This is a genomic window from Belliella filtrata, from assembly GCF_022549775.1.
Classification (GTDB): domain Bacteria; phylum Bacteroidota; class Bacteroidia; order Cytophagales; family Cyclobacteriaceae; genus Belliella; species Belliella filtrata.
This window is the reverse complement of record NZ_JAKZGP010000012.1, coordinates 1-21,212: the sequence shown is the minus strand read 5'-3', so window position 1 is coordinate 21,212 and position 21,212 is coordinate 1. Positions and strand designations below refer to the sequence as shown.

Below are 21,212 nucleotides of genomic sequence, written 5' to 3'. Positions count from 1 at the left end.
TGGAAGTAGGTTCTTTTGATCCGAGTATCCATGCTTTGATTACATAAGTTCTCACAATTTTAATAAAATCAATAACCCAAAACCAATAATATGTTTAAACATATGAACCTAAATTTTACAATAATTTGGTCAGCCAAACTTAAGTTATTGGCGATCACCTTGCTCATGTTAGTGAATTGGCAGCAAGGATTCGGACAGAGTAGAATGGTATCAGGTACCATTACAGCGGAGGGGGAGCCCCTTCCAGGAGCATCAGTGCTTGTCAAAGGAAAGTCACAAGGGACAGTAAGTGATATTGATGGTGTATTTCGGTTGGAATTGACTAGTTCAGGAGAAACGACCTTGTTGGTATCATTTATAGGTTTTATTTCTAAAGAAGTAATTATCTCTCCTAATCAAACAACAGTGAACGTTGAACTTGAAGTGGATTTAAGTGATATGGATGAATTTGTTGTCGTAGGTTATGGGACCAAAAGGAGGGATAACATCACTGGAGCGATAAGTGAGACGGGTGAGAGGGCCATAGCAGGTAAGCCCTTGACCAATGCCTATCAAGCACTTCAAGGAGAAGTGCCTGGTTTAGTTATTCAACAAGGTACTTCAGAGCCAGGCTCTCTTCCAGAGATCAATATTCGTGGTCTGAGTACGATGAGTGGAAATTCACCATTGATTGTAGTGGATGGCGTGATAGGCTCGCTCAACAATGTCAACCCAAATGATATCGAAAATGTAAGTGTTTTAAAAGATGCTGCCTCAGCGGCAATCTATGGGTCAAGAGCGGCCAATGGAGTGATATTGATTACGACAAAAGGAGGGAAAGAAGGTAAGCCCAAGTTTTCATACAATGGTCAGTTTGGGGTACAGCAGCCAACAAATTTTCCTAAAATAGCAGACTCTTGGGAGTATGCCACTTTGAGAAACGAGGCATTGGTAAACTCAAGGATGAATCCTGTATTCACACCAGAGCAAATTTTAGGCTTCAAAGAAAATGGACCTAATGTGTCTCATTATGAAGCATTATTCAAAGATCAAGCCATACAAAGTAATCATAATTTGTCAGTGAGTGGCTCGGAGAAGGGGCTGAATTACATGATGTCACTAGGGTATATGGATCAAGAGAGCTTGTTTCATGGTCCAGGTTATGGGCATCAGCGCTATAATGTCAGGATAAATTTAGACAAGCAGGTCAATGATAAATTAAAAGTAGGTGGTAGAATATCCCTTGCTAGAAATGACATCAAAGGACATGCTTGGTGGACAGAGTGGCTTATAGAGCCTACAGTGAGGATGCCACCGATTTACAATATTGTTGATGCAAATGGTAATTATACCCTATCAAGTGGGAGCAATGGAAATCCACTGGCCCAGCTAGAGCAGGGTGGAGCGAGGAAAAATCAAAATGATGAGGTTCTCGTCAATCTAAGTTTGGAGTATGAGCCTATAGAGAACCTATTGATCAAAGGTGTAATTGGGGGCAATACCACGAGTAATTTGACTCACGAGTTTAGAAGGGCGATATCATATGCATATCCTGGTGGAGGAAATAACCAAAACTCTGTGGCAAATCAATATGGTAGGTCTTTATACCTTAATCCTTATATTACTGCATCATACAAGTTGAATATAGCTGAAAAGCACGACTTTGACTTCCTTTTGGGAGTTTCTTCGGAATCATTTAAGAATGAGTTCTTTGGTGTGTCAGGTTTAGATGTTCCTGGTAATGAGTTTGGAGTGATAGATAATGTGTCTGAAATATTACAAAGTGGGACATATGGATCAGGTAATGAGTGGGGGATTCAGTCTTTTTTTGGTAGAGCTGGGTATAGGTATGAGGATAAATACCTACTAGAAGGTAACTTGAGAGTAGATGGGTCATCAAGGTTCACATCAGCGAATAGGTGGGGAGTATTCCCCTCTGTATCTGGTGGATGGGTGATTAGTAGAGAAGATTTTTTCGCCCCAGTTGAGGAGGTTGTTTCATTTGCGAAACTTAGAGCCTCATGGGGACAGCTTGGAAATCAAGATATCGGAAGCTTGTATGGGCATCAAAGCCTAGTGAATATGGGAAGTAATGTTTACGCATTTGGAGGAGTAGGAGTACCTGGGGCATTCTATTCGGTGTCCAATCCCAATAGAACTTGGGAGACTTCTACCATGTCAAATATAGGTATGGATTTGGGCTTTTTTCAAAGAAAATTAAATGTAAGCTTTGACCTATTTGATAACCTAACCCGAGATATTCTATTGCAACTTCCTGTGCCTGCCGCATATGGACTTGGACAGCCAATACAAAATGCAGGAGTAGTTAGAAACAGAGGGTGGGAAATTTCAGTAGATTATGGTTTCAAAACAGGTGCAGTAGATCATTCAGTAATATTAAATTTATCAGATAGCCAAAATGAGGTAGTAGACCTTAGGGGTCGTGAATTTATAAATGGATCAGATGTTCAGACTATTCTGAGAGAAGGATACCCAATGAACTCTTATTTTGCTTTGCGGTCTGATGGGTTTTTCAATTCGCAAGAGCAGATAGCGGGAAGTCCTACACCAATTTTTACCAACAGCGTGCAGCCGGGAGATATCAGGTATGTTGATAGGAACAATGATGGGGTCATCAATTATGAGGAAGATAGATTTGTACTTGGTCATGCATTTCCTAGGTATACTTTTGGGGTAACTTATGCAACAAGTTTTAAGGGTTTTGACTTTTCGATCTTCATCCAAGGAGTAGGAGAAAGGTCTCAATGGGTCAGAGGTGAAATCATAGAGGCCTTCCATAATAATAATGAGGGGCCTGTATTTAAGAGGCACTTAGACAGATGGACTCCTGAAAATTTGGATGCATCCTACCCAAGACTTACAGTGGGAGCCGAATCCGTCAATAATGCTGCAAGATCTGACTTTTACATATTTAATGCTCAATACCTTAGGATTAAAAATGTGCAGTTAGGTTATACCTTACCTAGCACACTAGTTTCTAAAATTGGCTTAGGGCAAGCCCGCTTATATGTTACAGGTTTCAATTTACTCACATTTAGTCCGCTTATGGATATTGGTTTAGATCCAGAGACTTATGGTGGGGCAGGCTCCAATGGCAGAGTATATCCTGTATCAAGAGTGATATCAACAGGTATTGACATTAATTTCTAATCTAAAATAGCCATTCCATGAAAAAGTATATAATAGTTTTAGCATTGGCGTTTCTTAGTTCAGGGTGTTTCAATGAGCTAGATTTAGCGCCTATAGATGCTACAAGTGAATTAACATTTTGGCAAACAGAAGAGGATAGCAGAATTTTCTTAAACTCTATGTATGCAGATTTGATGAGTGCTGACACGTATTTATTTCTAAGTGCGATGACAGATGATGCATATTCTAGGGCAAGAGAAGATGTCAGGAATATAGGTAGTGGAAGTTACGGATCATCCAATGGTATGATAGCAGGTGTATGGTCATCTAGGTATGAAGGGATTAGAAGAGCGAATATCTTTTTCAACAATGTGGATAGAATTCCCAATATCAATGATGAAACAAGAGAATCTTATAAGGCTCAAGCTAGATTTATCAGGGCTTGGCATTATTTTCACTTGAGGGAATTTTTTGGAGGTGTACCTCTAATTACAGATGAGATCAGCCTAGAAGAATCTATACAAATCACTAGAGATGATCAAAGCGTCATTCTGAACTTTGTTTATGAAGAATTAGAACAGGCGATCAACAACCTTCCTAATTCATATCCTTCAGATCAATTTGGGAGGATCACACGTGGAGCAGCCATCGCTTTCAAGTCGAGAGTTCACATGTACAATCAGGAGTATGAACAAGCGGAATCCTTGGCCAGTCAAATCTTAAGTTCTTATTCACTTTATCCTAACTATGGAGAACTTTTCCAAAACCCCAATTTTGGAAACAATGAAGTCATACTTGCGCTACAATATGTGCCTACAGATAGAGAGCATAATATTCAGTATTCTCTAATACCACCTAGCTTGTCAGGTTATGCTAATTTTTCTCCACTTCAAGAGCTAGTAGATAGTTATCCAATGATAAATGGTCTTCCTATTGATGACCCAATGTCAACCTATGATATAGACAACCCTTATCAAAATAGAGATCCAAGACTTCAGGCATCTATAATTTATAATGGATATGTGATGAGGAATTTTGCGGGGAATGATGTTGTCATCAATACCATGCCTGGTGCTGCACCAGATGGACTTAATTATTCTTCCAACTCTACACCCTCTGGATATTATGTGTCAAAATTCTATGATAGAGAAGCGAGGAATCAGGTGAATTCGGGTAGAAATCTAATTTTAATAAGACATGCAGAGGTTTTGTTAAATTATGCAGAGGCAAAGATTGAAAGGGGGAATTTCACGCAAGAGGATTGGGATGCAACAATCGGAGCTATTAGAGCACGCGCAGGACTTAATTCTTCAGCTTTATCTTTTCCAAATGTGGGACAGGATGGACTTCGTGAAATTGTAAGAAATGAAAGAAGGATTGAGCTGGCTTTTGAGGCAGGTCATAGATTCTTTGATATCAGAAGGTGGAGAATTGCCGAAGATGTACTCAATGGATGGGCAACTGGCATGCGAATCACAGGTGCTGATGGGAACAGTGAATTCGAAAGAGTGGACTTGAGAACCTTTGAATCTTCTCGACACTATCTGTGGCCAATCCCTCTTCGTGAAACAGACCTTAATAATAACCTAACCCAAAACCCAAATTGGTAATGAAATCAAACATAAAAATATATTGGATTATAGCCATTACCCTGTTGGCTTTCCAAGCTTGTCAAGATGAGTCATTTCAATTAGATCTTGAATTTGCAGAACTAGGAACTTTACAAGGACCTCAAAATAGCGGTCACATAGATATCAATCCAGAAAGCAATGATAGAGTATCGTTTAGTTGGTCTGAGGCGAAGTCTCGTGGAGGTGGTCTTGTACTTTATAGGGTGCTCTTTGATACAGAAGATGGAGATTTTGAAGAACCTATTGCGACTTTTGTATCTTCGAGTGGTGGGGCTGGTCTTACTCTCAACCTTACACAGCCTGCGCTAAATAACATAGCTTCAGAAGCTGGGATCCCACAATTGGGTACTGGAAGAATCAAATGGACCGTAGAAGCATCGATAGGGTATCAAAAAGTGCATTTTGAAGACGTGAATATTCTTTCTTTAACTAGACCTGAAGGTATAGCGATTCTTCCTGAGGAACTATATATTTTCGGCTCAGCCACTGAAAGTCAATCAAGAGAAGATGGAGTGGCTTTCAAAAGGTTAAGCAACCTATTGCCTATTGATGACTTTGTGAATGGAGTTTATGAATCAATTACATACCTCAAACCTGGGGATTTTCAAATTATAGATTCTACAGACGACACGGATGGAATAACGCATTTCTATATTAATGATGAGGGTAAAATTAGAACTGGAGAGCAAGCAAGCTCATTTGAAGGAGATGAAGGGGTGTATAGAATTCGTCTGAATTTAACACAATCCATGGTTTCTTTTGAGAAAATCGACAACCTAGAGCTTTATATACTTGCAAATGGGGCAGGCAAGGCTCAACTGAATTATATTGGGGATCATACTTTTGAAAGTACAGAAGGGTATTTTGATTTTCTTACTCCTGGTATGCCTGAGGCTCCTTCTTGGTTGGGATGGGAAGAAGAAAGGTATAGGTTCAGATTTTCTATAGATGGACAGACCTCATATCTAGGAAGCAATCAAAATGATGACATGAATGCATCTTTAGTATCAGGTTTAAGCTCTCACAACCCAAGACCAAATGGCAATCAGCCAGGATATTATCATCAAGTGTTTATGCTAGGACAGAATGCTTCGTATTGGCAAGGAGCATGGAAGTTTGCTGATCAATTCAATGGCGTATCATTCACGGTTAGGGTTGTTTTTGATCCAAAAGCAGATAACTATTACCATGAGATTGCAAGAAACTAAACCATTTAAGATTAACTACTTACCATTATGGCTAAATTTAAAATGTATATAATATTCTTGATGATTCTTAGTTTATCGCTGAATTGCAAAGATTCACTTGATGATCAGCTTACTTTTCCTGACGAGAAAGAAGAAGATCCAGTTGAAACTTTGACCTATAGAGAAAGAGCAAAAGCAGTGTATGATATGATCCAGATGCATTATAGAGAAGGGGAACTCTACAAGGAGAACTTCCCTTCTCAACCTGGTGAAAACAGGTACTGCTACCTTTGGCCTTATGTAGGTATGCTTACAGCTGGAAATGTTTTGTATGAATTGGGATACGACAAATCCATCTTTGATCGTGAGTTTGAGGGTCTAGAGAGGTATTATGATGATAGAGACTTATTACCTACATATCAAGCCTATCCTAGATCGGAGCAAAGTACGGATCATTATTATGATGACAGTGCGATTGTAGCTATGGAATTGATTACTGCATATAGGTTGACAGGGAATCCTTTTTACCTGGAAAGAGCAAAACTAATCACAGATTTCATCATGTCTGGAGAAGATGACAGAATGGGTGGAGGATTATATTGGTTTGAGAGAGTATCCACAAACTGTATGACAGACCCAAACTGTATAAAAGCAGCTAATACCACAGCTTATGCAGCATATGTCACAAGTGAGCTCTTTTTGATAACTAATGAAAATTTGTACAATGAGTTTGCAAAAAGGACGTACCAGTGGAATTATGATAACCTGAGAGATCCCGCAGACAATGTTTACTGGAATGATATTCATATTGGTACTGGAAACATAAATACTCGAAAGTGGACATACAATGCTGCTATGATGATCATGTCAGGAATAAATTTATATGAAATTTCAGGTGATGAAAAATATATAGATCAAGCCAAAGCTACAGCAGCAGGGGCATTTTCAAGGTTTACTAGTGTGGTAAATGATCAGCTGTTTTACCCAGATCACGATTCATGGTTCAATGTCGAATTGATGTCTTCTTATATAGAACTTGCAGCATATGATCCAAAAGCTAGGGATTATATCCAGGTTTTCTTGCGGAATCTTGATTATGCATGGGAAAATGCGAGAAATGACAGAGGTCAATTCTATGAAGATTGGTCAGGGAATAATCAAGGTAGGTATTACTGGTTGCTCCATCAGGCAGCTTTGATTGAGGCTTATGGTAGAGCTTCTTTATTCCTAGAGGAATGATGGATACATGTTTTAATAGATAAGATTCAGCTTAAAAAGACCAGTTGAAAGTAAGAGTATTTTGTAGTTACAATTGAAAATTGGCTAATAGAATGATGAAATACTCAAATTAAGGGAACAAAGTAAAATTTTATAGAAACAGATGGAAGAAGTTAATGTAGAAAAAATCAGGGAATCGACTCAGTTTGAACTGCCTGTGAAAAGTCCACAGATTAATGGCACATACAATATCTATCCCACTCATGAGATTGAAGGGAGATGTATTCATATTGGGTATGATTCACTTGCAAAGGAGTTGGCCAATCATCAATGTGTGAAAATTGACGGCTATATAGGTGTCTTTTTCCAAGATCTGAAATACAAGCTTGATTTGGCTTTCTCTCAATTAGGGAAGAATCCTGTTTGGGTAAATGTAGAAGAAGCATTGAAGAGTGAAGATGCTATCGATGAGTTAATAGCTCCGTACTTGGGTGGAGATGATCCTGTATTTGGTAGGCGTGCTGAATTGGGTCTGGAGGATTTTTATGATTTAGACAAGCTAGAATCACTTTCCAATATGGTAGGAGATGAGCAAATGGTATACTATGGGATAGGTGCTAGCTTAATCCATAAAAAGGGAACTTTAATATATACCGAGATCAGCAAAAATGAAATTCAATTCAGGTCTCGTGCTGGCTCGATTACCAACCTTGGTGCCAGCAATGCTTTAGACTCAAAGGTAATGTATAAGAGGTTTTACTTCGTGGATTGGGTTGTGCTTAATGTCCTTAAGAATAAAATCAAAGCTGAAATAGATTTCTTAATTGATGCTCAGAGGACAGATGAAGTTACCTGGATATCAGGTGATGTTTGGAGAAAAGAAGCGCAAAAAGCTGTCATGGCTCCTGTAAGAGTTAGACCTTGGTTCGAGCCAGGAGCTTGGGGAGGGCAATGGATCAAGGATAAGATTGAAGGCTTGAATCAAGATGTAGATAATTACGCATGGTCATTTGAGTTAATTGTTCCTGAAAACGGAGTGATTTTTGAAAGCTCTGGCATCATGCTAGAATTCTCTTTTGACTTCTTGATGTTCAATGCTGGAGAAAAAATACTAGGAGTGGATTTTGAAAAATATCGGTATGATTTCCCAATTCGATTTGACTTTCTAGATACATTCGATGGTGGAAACCTATCAGTTCAGTGTCACCCACAAACTTCCTATATTCAGAAGCATTTTGGAGAAAAAATCACCCAGGAAGAGACTTATTATATTCTAGACAGAAAGGGTGATGCACAAGTGTTTCTTGGTTTTCAAGAGGGTGTAAAACCAAATGACTTTCAACAGGCTTTGGAGACAAGCTTTGAAAATGGGGAGGAAATGGATGTAACAAAATATGTGCAATCATTTACTTCAGAAAAACATGGGCTCTACTTGATACCTCCGGGGACTGTACATAGTTCAGGCAAAGATAATTTGGTATTAGAAATTAGTTCGACACCTTACATATTCACTTTCAAAATGTATGATTGGCTTAGAGTAGATCTTGATGGAAAGCCAAGACCAATTAATATTCAAAGAGGTATGGATAACCTGGTGTTTGAATATTCAGGAGATGAGGTTGAAAAAAGTCTAATTTCCAAACCAGTCACAATCAAGCAAACCGAAGATTGTCTTTTAGAACACCTTCCTACGCATAAACATCACCTATATGATGTCCACAGATTTATCTTGAAATCAAAAGTGGATGTCGATACAGCCGATAAAGCTCATGTTTTAAGTCTAGTAGAAGGAGATCATATGGATGTTATAGTTGGAGACAAGGCTTTTACAATTAATTATGCAGAAACACTCATTATGCCTGCAGCAGTGGGGAAGTATAGCATTGTGAACCAATCTCAAGCACCTATCATGGTCGTTAAGGCTTTCATAAAGTGATAGCTAAATTTTAATAGACATAGCGAAGTATCAAACTTCATTAGGATTTTAATTTTCGGATAAAAGTATTTTCTTTCAAGCCTATTTTAATAATTGAAAAGTCGGTCTCTAACCACGAGGCCGGCTTTTTTGTTTGAAAAAAATAAATCATCAGTGTTAAATGAAACCTTTGATTCTATTTTAAAGTTAGAACTATCTTTATCAAGTCTTCTGACAAATCTTGATTCCTTAAGTAAGATTTCAAAATTGTTATTTAAGATTAAATCTAAACTTAAACGTGTATTTTATGCTGTTTCTCGCAGAATTGAACTTCAGTTTACCATGGTCAAACCCTGTGCTGATATTTTCAAGCATACTTTTCATTATCTTATTTGCTCCTCTTCTTTTGAATAGAATTAAAATCCCACAGTTGATAGGACTCATAGTGGCAGGAGCTATTATAGGTCCCAATGGGATCAACTTGCTGGAAAGAGATAGTAGTGTGGTTCTTTTTGGTACTGTAGGCTTGCTTTATATCATGTTTTTGGCTGGATTGGAAATTGACATGGCTGATTTCAAAAAGAATAGTGGAAAATCCGTCATTTTCGGTCTTTATACATTTTTGATACCTATGGTTTTAGGAACCTTAGGTGGATTGTATATCCTCAACTTTACATTCCCTACTTCGATACTTTTGGCCTCCATGTTTGCCTCACATACTTTATTGGCTTATCCGATCATCAGTAAAATGGGCATAGTCAAAAATAGGGCAGTCAATATCACTGTAGGAGGGACTGTAATCACTGATACACTAGCGCTCTTAGTTTTGGCTGTGGTGGTTGGGGTCTCCGCGGGTGAGCTTACCAATGAATTCTGGATCAGGTTGATAGTTTCACTCTTGATATTTTCAGCAATTGTAGCGTTCGTATTCCCAATCATAGGAAGGTGGTTTTTTAAAAAATTTGATGATAATGTCTCTCAATACATTTTTGTTTTGGGGATGGTGTTCTTTGCGGCCTTTCTAGCCGAAGCCGCGGGAGTGGAGGCAATCATTGGTGCTTTCCTGGCAGGTTTGGCTTTGAACAAATTGATCCCGCATACTTCTCCCCTGATGAACAGGATTGAGTTTGTAGGTAATGCTTTATTTATCCCATTTTTCTTGATAGGGGTTGGTATGCTGATAGACTTTCGTGTCTTTTTCAATAATATAGAAACAATCATCGTCGCTGTAGTGATGTCTGTGATAGCAACAACATCAAAATTCCTTGCTGCATGGGTCACTCAGAAGACTTTTAAGTTTTCAAGAGCCCAGAGAGATGTGATATTTGGATTGAGTAATGCACAGGCAGCAGCAACCTTAGCGGCGGTATTGGTGGGTTACAATGTGGTTTTAGGTGAAGATGCCAATGGTGAGCCTATCAGGCTGTTGGGGGAAAGTATCCTTAATGGTACTATTTTGATGATTCTGGTGACATGTACCATTGCTAGTTTTGTGGCACAAAAAGGGGCAACCAAATTGGCTTTAGAAGAGGAAAGTGGAAATGGAGAAGAGGAAGAAACTGAAGCGGAAGAGAAAATTTTGATCCCAGTGAACTATCCAGAAAATGTAGAAGAACTTATACACCTTGGTGTTACGATCAAGACTAAATCCCAAAAAGATGCTTTGCTTGCTTTGAATATCATCCCTTCTGATTCTCAAGATGCGTCGATGGAAAAGCAAGCAAAGAAACTCTTGGAAAAAGCAAGTGTGTTTGCAGCCTCTACGGATAATCACCTGACAGAATTGACTAGGTTTGATTCCAATGTAGTCAATGGCATTACCAATGTGGTCAAGGAAAATAAAGTGACTGATATCATCCTTGGCCTTCACAAAAGTCAAGGCATTTCGGGTTCCCTACTTGGGAAGTTGACAGAAGGTATTCTTGGAAAAATTAATTTGACGGCATTGATTTATAATAGTGTGCAGCCATTGAATACTATCAAGCGATACATTGTTGTGGTACCCCCTGGTGCTGAGCATGAAATGGGTTTTGCTTTTTGGCTTTTGAGGGTGTGGAATATAGGCAGGAACACAGGAGCCAAACTGGTATTCTATGCTTCTGAAGAGACATTGGGTTATATCAAACAAGTGCAGAAGAAATTTAGTGTCGAGGCTGAGTTTAAAGATTTTTCTGATTGGGATGATTTCTTGATCATTTCTAAAGACCTCAAAGACAATGATGCCTTGATCGTTGTGATGAGTAGACGAGGAGGAGTGTCATATAGCCCATACATGGAAAAAATACCAAAGTACCTCAACAAATATTTTAAAGAGAATAATTATGTTTTGATTTACCCGATGCAATTTGATTTTGATCAGCGTGGGTACACATCCTATGGAGGCACTCCTCTACTTAAACCACTTCTTGAGGGAGTTAGTACCTTGGAGAGTTTCCCAAAAGTTGTTGGTCAACTTTTCAAATGGAAGTAAAAAAGAAAAGAGGCTCAAAGGAGCCTCTTTTTTTATATTGTAAAAGGATTTGGATTTTAGTTGTCTTCGCCTCTAAGTTTGACTACAGCACCTTCTAAAACATCTCCTATTCGAATTTGACATGCCAATCTACTCGTAGGGAAATACTCAGGAAGATTCTCTAGCTGATCAAGCTCAACATCTGTGGCTTCACCAAGCTCATCTTTGCCTTCAAGTACCTCGATGTGGCAAGTAGCACAGAGTGCCATTCCTCCGCAGGTAGCTAATACAGGGTATTCTGATGCTTTAAGGATTTCCATAAGGCTTAAGCCCATATCATCTGGGGCTTCTATTTCTTGGCGATTGCCAGCGTGATCTTCTACAGTGAATGTTACCATGTCGCAAAGGTAAGGTTAAAATGCATTTACACCATTAACAGTCGTGTATTTAAAGCTAAGTTTTTGGTCTGGATAAACATACTTGAATGCTGAATGCATCATGATAGCTGCCTCATGGAATCCACACAGAATCAATTTTAGTTTTCCTTCATAAGTATTGATATCTCCAATGGCATAAATCCTATCAACTCCTGTAGAATAATCTTTAGTATCTACTTCAATGGCATTTTTGTCTATGCTCAATCCCCAGTCAGCGATAGGTCCAAGTTTAGGGCTCAAGCCAAAGAGTGGAATTAGGTAATCCACGTCTAGGGTAATTTCTTCCTTGCCTTTGGTTTCTAGCTTGAGTGATTCAAGGTGCTCTCCACCATTGATTTCTTTCAAGTTTGCAGAAAGTATCAAATCGATTTTACCGTTATTAGCCAAGTCAAATACTTTGGCTGCAGAATCTGGGGCACCTCTGAAGGTTTCATTCCTATGAACAAGAGTTACCCTTTCCGATACATTGGCCAAATATATGGTCCAATCAAGGGCAGAGTCTCCTCCTCCAGCGATCACTACCTTTTTATCTCTAAAGGTTTCTGGGTTTTTCACCATGTAGTTTACGCCCTTTCCTTCAAATAGCTCAAGGTTTTCAAGAACAGGTTTTCTTGGCTCAAAACACCCTAGTCCTCCAGCGATTACTACCACTTGTGCATGAACTTTGGTTTTGTCACTTGTGGTTATGATAAAAGAACCATCATCTTGCTTAGCTAAATGATCTACTCTCTCTCCAAGTGTAAAAGTAGGATTGAAAGGCTTGATCTGATCCATTAGATTGTCTACCAATTCTTGTGCTTTGACTTCTGGATACCCAGGAATATCATAAATCGGCTTTTGTGGGTATATTTCAGAAAGCTGACCGCCTACTTGTGGCAGGGCATCGATCAAATGGCAACGCATTTTTAATAGCCCAGCTTCAAAAACCGCAAATAGACCTACCGGTCCAGCTCCAATGATGCAAATATCAGTATTAATCATATCGGTAGTTTTTATGGGTAAACCCATTTTTGTTTGAGATTGTTCGTGTAAATATAATTAGTATAACAACTTTATTTATAACTCTTGAGCATTATTGCCTTCGAGGTTGTCATAGATCGTATTCAAGATTCTTCTAAATTCCTCAAAGTCCCTCTCATCCAAGTTTTCCCAAGCTTTTTCTCTAATCTTTGTTATCTGTGGTTTAAGTTCTCTAACTTTCGCCACGCCCTCATTTGTCAGGTGTAATTGGAAGCTTCTTCTGTCTTGAGGATGAGGAACACGCTCCACGTAACCTTTTTTACACAAGATGTCAATGATTCTGGTAAGGGTTGGGTGATCTTTGAAAACTAATTGCGCTAGCTCTGTTTGACTCACTAGTCCGTTCTCTGAGAGGTTTTTCAATACCAACCATTGGTCCACAGTTACATCAAAATCCCCTTGATTGAATTTTTGCTGTGCATATTGCTTTACCTTACGAGCTGTTCTATCGAGAAGGAAGGAGTATTTGCTGAATTGTTCTTGTGTCATACCAATAATTAGTGTGACAAATATAATAACAATATGATACAAAATCAATTCCCTACAAAAAAAGTAGGGAAATTGTTTATTGATTAGAAATCAAGTTGTTTCTGTAAATTAGATTACCGTCTTTATCCCATTCTGCACGAATGTAAGGGCGAGCATTTTTGGTAAATGCCTTTTCTTGATATTGAATCTCACGCTTTCTGATGGCTTGTGTGTTTTTGGTATCCCAATATTCTGTCCACAAGCCTACTTTTTCACCATATTGATATTCACCTACTACTGCGACTTGGCCGTTTTCATAAAAATGGAAGTAATTACCCTCCATGAGATCATATTCCATAGGAGTCATTTTTTCAATAACTTTATTGTTGGCATCATAATAGGAGGTTCTTGAATCTTTTCTCCAGCCTCCATTATAATGTCCTTTGTCTAAAAGGACACTCTTGCTATCGAAAGACATCCATATACCATGTTTGGTGCCAAAGTAGAACATACCTTTTTCTACAGTGATATCGCCGATGATTTTTTCATATGGGCCATGTAAAAGCACCCCTTTACTTGCGTCGAAGTTTTTGGTTCGTATGATCTTTTCTTTACTATCATACCAATAGATGTCTCTGATATAAGGGTCAGGATCTTTGTCTTGTGTTGTGTAATTAAAGAGCGTGTATTGTATCTGATCTTTCAGTACTTGTTTTGTTCGGGCTTTCCGAGTCTTTTCTCCAAAATAGATGTTCTTTTTTTCCTTTTTCTTTTTCTTCTTCTTTTTTTCTTTTTTGGATTGTTCGTCAAAAAGTAGAAGTGGGGAAGTAGTAGGCAATAGCTTATCGCTCACTATTCCAGAGGAATCTGGGTCAGAAATTGGAGTTTCAATTTCTTTTTTGTTTTTCTTCTGTGCGAAGAGGGTTGCAGGAGCCAAGAAAAATAGGGAAATCCCGATCCAAATTGCTTTCATATTTACTTAAACGTGTTCGAAAACCAAATATTGAATTTTAAAATTACTAATTGATGATCAAATCTCCGTTATGTTTAGAATTTTATATTCAAATCTTTAATTTTGGACAAATTTTAAAAACAACCAAGTAAAATGAATTCAATCCTATCAGACCGAATTAACCAAATGGAGGAGTCAGCTACGCTGGCAATGGCAAAAAAAGCCCGTGAACTGAAGAGTCAAGGTGTAGATATTATTAGCTTGAGCTTAGGTGAGCCTGATTTCAAGACCCCAAAACATATTCAGGATGCAGCTAAGGCCGCAATTGATGAGGGGAAATATTTTGCTTATCCACCTGTGGCAGGATATCAAGATTTGAGAGAAGCAATTGCCAAGAAGCTAAGAGATGATAACAATATAGCTGATGCTAAGGCAGAGAATATAGTAGTGTCTACAGGAGCAAAGCATTCTATTGCGAACATTTTTATGTGCATGATCAATGAAGGAGATGAAGTGGTAATTTTCTCACCTTATTGGGTGTCTTATGCTGAGATCATCAAAATGGCAGGTGGAGTTCCTGTACTCATAGAAGGAACTTTAGAAAACAACTTCAAAGCTACAGCTCAACAGCTTGAAGATGCCATGACTTCAAAAACCAAAGCAGTGATCTATTCTTCACCTTGTAATCCGACAGGTTCTGTTTTCAGCAAGGATGAGTTAGAGGCTGTGGCCGCAGTGGTAAAGAAAAGAGATGATGTTTATGTGATCGCAGATGAAATTTATGAATTGATCAATTTTACTGGCAAGCATTTTAGTATTGCTTCTATACCAGGGATGTTTGACCGTACCATCACGGTAAATGGATTCTCAAAAGGGTATGCGATGACAGGCTGGAGAGTTGGGTACATTTGTGCTCCATTGTTTATAGCCAAAGCTTGTGAAAAAATGCAAGGTCAATTTACTTCAGGAGGTACAGGGATAGCACAACGAGCTGCCCTTGCGGCGATAGCTGGTGACCAAACACCTTCCAAAGAAATGGAAAAAGCATATTTGAGTAGGAGAGAACTTGTGCTTGCTTTGTTGCAAGATATTCCTGGGATCAAAACACACATTCCAGAGGGAGCATTTTACTTCTTCCCAGATGTCACGGCTTTCTTTGGTAAGTCTAGTGGATCTCATAAAATCAACAATGCTGATGATTTATGCATCTATTTGCTTGAAGATGCCAACGTGTCATTGGTGACTGGGGCTGCTTTTGGTGCGCCTGATTGTGTTAGGTTGTCTTATGCTGCTTCTGATGAAGAATTGAAGGAAGCTTTGAAGAGGATAAAAGAGTCACTGGGTAAATTAGGATAATTTTATGTTTATATGAAGGAAGGTATGGGGGCACTGTTCTTCATACCCTTCATTCATTTTTTGATGCCATAAGGTGTGAATGTTGCCTTGTTTTTCTTGGTTTCTTTACGGATTGCTTTATTTTGGATCAAGTCTTCTTCTTTAATGTACGATCTTTCATGATCCAAGTGTACACATACTGCTTTGTACCTGATCTGCAATCCGGTAATTCCGTAATTTTCTAATCTTTCACCAAGCTCACGATCTTCTCCACCATACTTCATCCTTTCATCAAAACCATTTACAGCTAAAATATCTTTCTTCCAGCCAGAAGCATTGTGACCATTCCATGAGGGTTTGGTAGTTGTGATAGCATTGAGGATACTCGTGAGGGTTTTGCTATTTGATAATTTTGTATTTTTAAAGGTGCTCTCTAGTCCATTATTGGCCAACCATTCGATATCAAAACAAAGCTGTTTCTGAATTATTTCAGTAGATATGATATTTGATATTGAAAGGGGTAGTTTGAAATACCCTCCAGAAAGAAACTTGCCTTCATCTCTGTACTTTAGGTGGGTATTTATAAAATCGTTTCTTGGAATACAATCTCCATCAGTAAAAATCAAGTAAGAAGTAGTGGAGGCTTCAATTGCTTTATTAAGAATTTCACATTTTCTGAAGCCATCATCAGGATGCCATACATGAATGAGTGATTTAAAGTTAGTTTTATATTTATCGAGTAAATTGGCTGTATCCACAGTCGAGCCATCATCAGCGATGATAATTTCAAAGTCCTTATGAGATTGACATAGAAACCCAATTAGAACTTTTTCAAGCCATAAGGGTGAGTTGTAGGTGCTGATGATGACGGATGCAATCATTTTTAAAGATACTTGTTGATGCCGTTTTGTGTTTTGATAATGGTTTGATTTACAGATTTTTGATAGATTTCATCATTTATATTTTGACTAGATCGATTCGAAAATTGATGCCAAATGTGATAAACTATTGCTGAAAATTTCAAAAATCTCTTTTCTTTTCCGTTATTGATCATTCTTGTCACAAACTCTTTGTCTTCACTACCCCAACCAATCATATTCTCATTATATCCATTAATTTGAATTGCATCATCTCTCCAATATGCCATATTACAACCTCTTGTAAAGTCTCTGTATTTATTTTTTGTCTTATATTTATTTGAAAGAAATTTTGTTAAATAGGGTATTCTAAGGCCATTAAAAAAATTATTACTATTTCTTTTAATTTCAGATATAGGCGGAAGTATTCCAGAGTTTAAAATTTTTTTTGAGTAAGGTTCATGTAAATTAACTCTACTTCCAGTTGTGAAAGAGTTGGGTTTTATATGGTTAATATGATCTTTAATAAAGTATGGATTTAAAATTAAATCACCGTCAATTTGTATGATATAGGGATGTTTACATGCTGCAATTGCTTTATTTCGAATTTTAGCTAGTTGAAATCCATCATCTTCTTGCCAAATATGTTGAATAGGGGTATCAGTCTTTTCACGAAAGCTTTCTATTAAGATTCTTGTGGGATCTTTTGACCCATCATCGGCAAAAACTACCTCATCTGGCGGTGTGTACTGATTCAAAATACTTTGAAAACAAAGTTCTAAAGCCTCCGGCCAGTTATAGGTTGTTATTAATAGTGAAACTTTGGTTCTGTAACTCATTACTTGTTATTTAACAGGGACTTGTTCAATCAATATTTTAAGATCTGAAATTATTTTCTTCCAATTATAATGTGTTAAAACATATTCCTTAGCTTTTCTTGTCATATTATCTCTGTATTTTGAATTCTCTAGAGATAATTCCAATTTTTTTAAAAAATCATTTTTGGATATGAAATAGTCGCAGGCAAAGTCACTTTTTATACAGTGTTGTTTCATCACCTCACAATTTCCATTTACGATAACTGGTTTACCAAGTGCCATTGACTCGAGTAATAATAGGGATAGACTTTCTTTATCTGAAGGGTTTACGACGACTTTAGCTTTAGAGATAAGTGCTGTTTTTTCAGCTTCAGAAACAAATCCTGTATAAATAATGTCTTTATTATTTACCTTCTCCATGAAAAGTCTCCCAGTTAAAACAAGTTTAACATTTGATTTATGGTTCTTTTTAAATTCTAGAAACCAATCAATTAGTTTTCCAATTTTTCCAGAAGTAATCCGCCCAAAATATAGAATATATGAATCAGGTAAATTGAATTTTTCAATTATATGATTCTCTGAGGCTGGATCGGTAATGTCTATACCAACTGCTAGTATACTAGACTTAGAAAGTTTGTTGCCAAATACCTTTTTGCACAAATCTCTTTCAGCTTCTGTGTTGAATGCAATATGAAATATTTTCGTAAAAATTTTTGATTGGATGGATCTGTAAAGATCACCTTCTTCATGTGCTGTTGGTATCAAAATACACTTGCTAGGATATTTTTTTCCTATGAAATAAGTTGAAGGGTAAGGATAAGAAATCAGGATTAATGCTTGATAATTATTTACATTTTGATTTACATATTCAATTAAAGATGGAGAATAAAAGCCATGAGATTTTAGCATTTCCTCTTCATTTTTAGTGCCTATTGACCAAACAGGAAATATATTGGATATCCATTTTAAAATTTTTAGTCGATATAGATTACGTCTAATTTTTCGACCTAACTTACTAGCCTTGTAAAGCTTTTCGTATCTTGTTTTTTGAAATGGAATTGGTTGAAACCTTCTGACTTTTACCTCGTTTACTATTTCAAGACCTTCTTCATAGAAAGGTTCAAAAGTGCTAATATCTATGGTTGTTGATGTTAGAACCTCTACATCATAGAAAGGGGTAAGCCTCTCTGCAAGCATTTTACAGTGAATTTCAGCGCCTCCATTTACTTCTTTACCGTATTGACATACTATAAATGCTATTTTTTTCATGGTAGGCTTTTAATTAACTTGAATAAATGACGTTCTATTTGTTTTTCAGTAGGACCTCTTCCACCTTCTCCATCACCATCTCTGGACTTACTAAATCTATAGCCTCCACACCATCACAGTCACAAGGTTTGTTTCCATAGATAGAGCTTGGTCTTGATGGGTGTTCTACTTGAACACAGTTTTCCAAGGATTGTCCATATCCTAAAAAACCAATTTTGGGATGGGTAGCTCCCCAAATTGAAACACATTTTGTGCCAACAAGCGAAGCCATATGCATACCTGAACTGTCCATGCTAATCATGACGTTTAAATTTGCAATTATGTCCAACTCTTCGCTCAAGGAATGTTTACCAATAGTGCTAATCGTATTTGAATACTTTTCAGCCCAGGCTTCTGTCTTCAATTTTTCCTCTTTTCCACCTCCAAATAAAACAATAGTGTAACCTTTTTGATTAAGTTGAGCAATTATCCGACTCATTTTTTCTTCAGGAAGCACTTTATAAATGTGTTGAGCAAAAGGCGCAATTCCAATGAATGATGTTTCCTTAGAAAAAATCTCTCTTAAGTTTTCAGGAATTGGTCTAGATTTTCTATGAAGCTTATGTGAAAGATTCAAAGCGTAACCCAAGGTGCGAAAAGTATCAGCATATGCTTCTGTTACTAAAGGTAATTTGTTGCATTTTATGCTTTTGTGATTTATAATGAATTTTTTTTCTTTCCTCCTTTTATTCAATATACCTACTGGTTGATTAGAGAGTTTGAAGAAAAACCTGATGAATTTACTTCTTAGATTATTATGTAAATCCACCAAAGTGGCAGGCTTATATTTTAACAACTCAATATAAAGCTTGATCAGACCAATCAAACCTTTATGAGTAGACTTCGGCTTAATTTCATGAAATTTTACCCTTGGGATACCTTTAAAAAAATCAGCAAAATGAGTCCTTGAAACCATTATGATTTCCACATCTCTGTTTTGTTCGACAAATTCTTCGATAACAGAAGCTGTCATGGCCACATCGCCCATTGCAGAAAAACGCGTCACTATGATGCGGTTCATGTTCAGCTTTTAGGATTCCCGTATAATACTGGGTTCATTGTAGGGTCATTATACATTTTCATTTGTCGATAGACTTTCATGTATTTTTGCCCTGATTGAATGTCCGCGAGTAAGTCATCAATACTTTGAGATAAATCCTTTCTTTGCTCTAGTAAGATGTCAAGTTTTTCTTTACACTTTGAAAAGTGTGCCTCAGAGATGTCTGTTCTTAAGGTCTCTTGCTCCATGTGAAAAATCTTAAGAGCAAGAATAGATAGTCGATCTATAGCCCATGCTGGACTTTCACTATTTACTTTTGCGTCATTTTTGGGAGTTATATTTTTAAATAGATTCAAATAATAACTGTCAATAAACTCCACAGTGTCAGTGCGTACTTGGTTCTGTTGATCAATTCTTCTTTTCCAGTATAGTCCTTCTTCAGGGGCAATATCTGGATTTCGAACCACATCTTCCATATGCCATTGAGCAGTATCTATCCAACATTTTAAATACAATAAGTGCTCTAAAGTATTCTCTCCATAAGGGTTTTCTATAGGGCGATCTATCTGATCGAAAATGTGATAATCAAGTATGGCTTTTTGGAAAATTTTGTTGGCTGTCTCGCTGATCATGATACAAAAATAGAGATAGTTAAATTATTTTACAAGCTAACTAATGCAGGCTTGTCAACTCTGCTTTAAGGTAGGTTAGGAAAATATGGAAGCTTTAAAATGATTTTAATTTTTATTTACTATTTTTCACTTAGGAATTCAAGTTTTTTCCAAGTGAATTTCATCGCTTTTAGTCCGTTTTTTGTGATTTTTTAAAAAATGTCGATGCTAATCAAATTAGTAGATTATTTAATTTTGCGTATGTTTAATATGATTAAAAGAATAAAAAATTAGACTCATACGATTTAGTGTTGTGACATATAAAATATTAGTTGGGTTTTGATTTTCGGTAAATCCGTGTTGTGACATGAGTTAAGTTATCTAAGGTGTTTAAGTCATTTTGGTTTTAAAATAATGTATTTCATGTGTTTTATTGAAATATTATTTTATCTTGAAGCTTGTCTAAATTTAATGCGATTGTTGTGATATTCGGTATTGCTGTGCAATCGTTTACACATTTTTCATGAAATGCATTTTTGTTGCAGGTGTTACTATTTTTATATTTTATCAAAAAAAACCGTGAATTAATGTTTGGAAATTTGGAAGAAATTTATCTACCTTTGTCATGGGTGATTAAGCAACTTTTTCTGCTTAGAATTTTTGATTAATGTAAATGTGAAGGTCATTATGACAATGGTTTTTTCTGGCCTTCACATAATTTTAAGGTCCTGCCTTTGGTGGGACTTTTTTATTGTGTGCCGTGCATGGTAACTAACTAGGTGGTGAAAGTCCACTGTGGGGGTTTGTAATCGCCAACCACTAGCCAAGAGCAAGGGTGTCCAATGCGAAGTGGAATCTGAAGGAAGCTGGCGGCAAA

The 21,212-nt window shown here is 37.2% G+C and carries 16 protein-coding genes; 7 read left to right on the top strand and 9 right to left on the bottom strand.

What is annotated here, in order from left to right; genetic code table 11:
* Window positions 1-102: 102 nt before the first annotated feature.
* From MM239_RS06780 to MM239_RS06755, 6 genes are all read left to right on the top strand, one after another.
* Entirely contained in the window at window positions 103-3,150 is a 3,048-nt protein-coding gene (locus MM239_RS06780) for a SusC/RagA family TonB-linked outer membrane protein (RefSeq protein WP_241347449.1), read from the top strand.
* 17 nt (window positions 3,151-3,167) lie between these two features.
* A complete protein-coding gene (locus MM239_RS06775; protein WP_241347448.1) occupies window positions 3,168-4,739 on the top strand; it encodes a RagB/SusD family nutrient uptake outer membrane protein in 1,572 nt (523 codons plus the stop codon).
* Window positions 4,739-5,968 carry a SusE domain-containing protein gene (locus MM239_RS06770; protein WP_241347447.1) on the top strand — a complete coding sequence of 410 codons (1,230 nt, stop codon included), beginning with the start codon at window positions 4,739-4,741 and terminating at the stop codon, window positions 5,966-5,968. Before MM239_RS06775 ends, MM239_RS06770 begins: the two co-directional genes overlap by 1 nt.
* Window positions 5,969-5,995: 27 nt before the next feature.
* A complete protein-coding gene (locus tag MM239_RS06765; protein ID WP_241347446.1) occupies window positions 5,996-7,186 on the top strand; it encodes a glycoside hydrolase family 76 protein in 1,191 nt (396 codons plus the stop codon).
* A 142-nt stretch (window positions 7,187-7,328) separates the two neighbouring features.
* Entirely contained in the window at window positions 7,329-9,101 is a 1,773-nt protein-coding gene (locus MM239_RS06760; protein WP_241347445.1) for a class I mannose-6-phosphate isomerase, read from the top strand.
* 286 nt (window positions 9,102-9,387) lie between these two features.
* Window positions 9,388-11,550 carry a cation:proton antiporter gene (locus tag MM239_RS06755; protein ID WP_241347444.1) on the top strand — a complete coding sequence of 721 codons (2,163 nt, stop codon included), beginning with the start codon at window positions 9,388-9,390 and terminating at the stop codon, window positions 11,548-11,550.
* A gap of 56 nt (window positions 11,551-11,606) precedes the next feature.
* Here the strand turns inward: MM239_RS06755 and MM239_RS06750 are convergent, their stop codons facing one another.
* The 4 genes from MM239_RS06750 to MM239_RS06735 all read right to left on the bottom strand — a co-directional run bounded on the left by MM239_RS06750 (window position 11,607) and on the right by MM239_RS06735 (window position 14,427).
* Window positions 11,607-11,927, bottom strand: a complete 321-nt coding sequence (locus tag MM239_RS06750; RefSeq protein ID WP_241347443.1) for a 2Fe-2S iron-sulfur cluster-binding protein — start codon at window positions 11,925-11,927, stop codon at window positions 11,607-11,609.
* Window positions 11,928-11,942: 15 nt separating this feature from the next.
* Complete coding sequence (locus tag MM239_RS06745; RefSeq protein WP_241347442.1) at window positions 11,943-12,947, bottom strand: NAD(P)/FAD-dependent oxidoreductase; 1,005 nt, start codon at window positions 12,945-12,947, stop codon at window positions 11,943-11,945.
* A 75-nt stretch (window positions 12,948-13,022) separates the two neighbouring features.
* Entirely contained in the window at window positions 13,023-13,475 is a 453-nt protein-coding gene (locus tag MM239_RS06740; protein WP_241347441.1) for a MarR family winged helix-turn-helix transcriptional regulator, read from the bottom strand.
* A 76-nt stretch (window positions 13,476-13,551) separates the two neighbouring features.
* Window positions 13,552-14,427, bottom strand: coding sequence for a toxin-antitoxin system YwqK family antitoxin (locus MM239_RS06735; RefSeq protein ID WP_241347440.1), 876 nt, complete (start codon window positions 14,425-14,427; stop codon window positions 13,552-13,554).
* A gap of 132 nt (window positions 14,428-14,559) precedes the next feature.
* Between MM239_RS06735 and MM239_RS06730 the strand changes: the two genes are divergently transcribed.
* The gene (locus MM239_RS06730; RefSeq protein WP_241347439.1) at window positions 14,560-15,762 is read left to right on the top strand and encodes a pyridoxal phosphate-dependent aminotransferase; all 1,203 of its coding nucleotides are present in this window, start codon (window positions 14,560-14,562) and stop codon (window positions 15,760-15,762) included.
* 53 nt (window positions 15,763-15,815) lie between these two features.
* Here the strand turns inward: MM239_RS06730 and MM239_RS06725 are convergent, their stop codons facing one another.
* Genes MM239_RS06725 through MM239_RS06705 form a run of 5 tightly spaced genes read right to left on the bottom strand, consistent with a single transcriptional unit; the run spans window position 15,816 to window position 20,356 of the window.
* On the bottom strand, window positions 15,816-16,622 hold the full coding sequence (locus tag MM239_RS06725) for a glycosyltransferase family 2 protein (protein WP_241347438.1): 807 nt from the start codon (window positions 16,620-16,622) through the stop codon (window positions 15,816-15,818).
* Window positions 16,623-16,624: 2 nt separating this feature from the next.
* Complete coding sequence (locus tag MM239_RS06720; protein WP_241347437.1) at window positions 16,625-17,437, bottom strand: glycosyltransferase family 2 protein; 813 nt, start codon at window positions 17,435-17,437, stop codon at window positions 16,625-16,627.
* A 6-nt stretch (window positions 17,438-17,443) separates the two neighbouring features.
* The gene (locus MM239_RS06715) at window positions 17,444-18,685 is read right to left on the bottom strand and encodes a glycosyltransferase family 4 protein (RefSeq protein ID WP_241347436.1); all 1,242 of its coding nucleotides are present in this window, start codon (window positions 18,683-18,685) and stop codon (window positions 17,444-17,446) included.
* 34 nt (window positions 18,686-18,719) lie between these two features.
* Entirely contained in the window at window positions 18,720-19,745 is a 1,026-nt protein-coding gene (locus tag MM239_RS06710) for a glycosyltransferase family 9 protein (protein WP_241347435.1), read from the bottom strand.
* A 2-nt stretch (window positions 19,746-19,747) separates the two neighbouring features.
* Entirely contained in the window at window positions 19,748-20,356 is a 609-nt protein-coding gene (locus MM239_RS06705; protein WP_241347434.1) for a DUF4254 domain-containing protein, read from the bottom strand.
* Window positions 20,357-21,212 lie beyond the last annotated feature (856 nt).

What these genes read in the sequence shown, in the direction of transcription:
- MM239_RS06780 (WP_241347449.1), top strand. Translation starts at nt 103, where the DNA reads ATGAACCTAAATTTTACAATAATTTGGTCAGCCAAACTTAAGTTATTG.
- MM239_RS06775 (WP_241347448.1), top strand. Translation starts at nt 3,168, where the DNA reads ATGAAAAAGTATATAATAGTTTTAGCATTGGCGTTTCTTAGTTCAGGG.
- MM239_RS06770 (WP_241347447.1), top strand. Translation starts at nt 4,739, where the DNA reads ATGAAATCAAACATAAAAATATATTGGATTATAGCCATTACCCTGTTG.
- MM239_RS06765 (WP_241347446.1), top strand. Translation starts at nt 5,996, where the DNA reads ATGGCTAAATTTAAAATGTATATAATATTCTTGATGATTCTTAGTTTA.
- MM239_RS06760 (WP_241347445.1), top strand. Translation starts at nt 7,329, where the DNA reads ATGGAAGAAGTTAATGTAGAAAAAATCAGGGAATCGACTCAGTTTGAA.
- MM239_RS06755 (WP_241347444.1), top strand. Translation starts at nt 9,388, where the DNA reads ATGCTGTTTCTCGCAGAATTGAACTTCAGTTTACCATGGTCAAACCCT.
- MM239_RS06750 (WP_241347443.1), bottom strand. Translation starts at nt 11,927, where the DNA reads ATGGTAACATTCACTGTAGAAGATCACGCTGGCAATCGCCAAGAAATA.
- MM239_RS06745 (WP_241347442.1), bottom strand. Translation starts at nt 12,947, where the DNA reads ATGATTAATACTGATATTTGCATCATTGGAGCTGGACCGGTAGGTCTA.
- MM239_RS06740 (WP_241347441.1), bottom strand. Translation starts at nt 13,475, where the DNA reads ATGACACAAGAACAATTCAGCAAATACTCCTTCCTTCTCGATAGAACA.
- MM239_RS06735 (WP_241347440.1), bottom strand. Translation starts at nt 14,427, where the DNA reads ATGAAAGCAATTTGGATCGGGATTTCCCTATTTTTCTTGGCTCCTGCA.
- MM239_RS06730 (WP_241347439.1), top strand. Translation starts at nt 14,560, where the DNA reads ATGAATTCAATCCTATCAGACCGAATTAACCAAATGGAGGAGTCAGCT.
- MM239_RS06725 (WP_241347438.1), bottom strand. Translation starts at nt 16,622, where the DNA reads ATGATTGCATCCGTCATCATCAGCACCTACAACTCACCCTTATGGCTT.
- MM239_RS06720 (WP_241347437.1), bottom strand. Translation starts at nt 17,437, where the DNA reads ATGAGTTACAGAACCAAAGTTTCACTATTAATAACAACCTATAACTGG.
- MM239_RS06715 (WP_241347436.1), bottom strand. Translation starts at nt 18,685, where the DNA reads ATGAAAAAAATAGCATTTATAGTATGTCAATACGGTAAAGAAGTAAAT.
- MM239_RS06710 (WP_241347435.1), bottom strand. Translation starts at nt 19,745, where the DNA reads ATGAACCGCATCATAGTGACGCGTTTTTCTGCAATGGGCGATGTGGCC.
- MM239_RS06705 (WP_241347434.1), bottom strand. Translation starts at nt 20,356, where the DNA reads ATGATCAGCGAGACAGCCAACAAAATTTTCCAAAAAGCCATACTTGAT.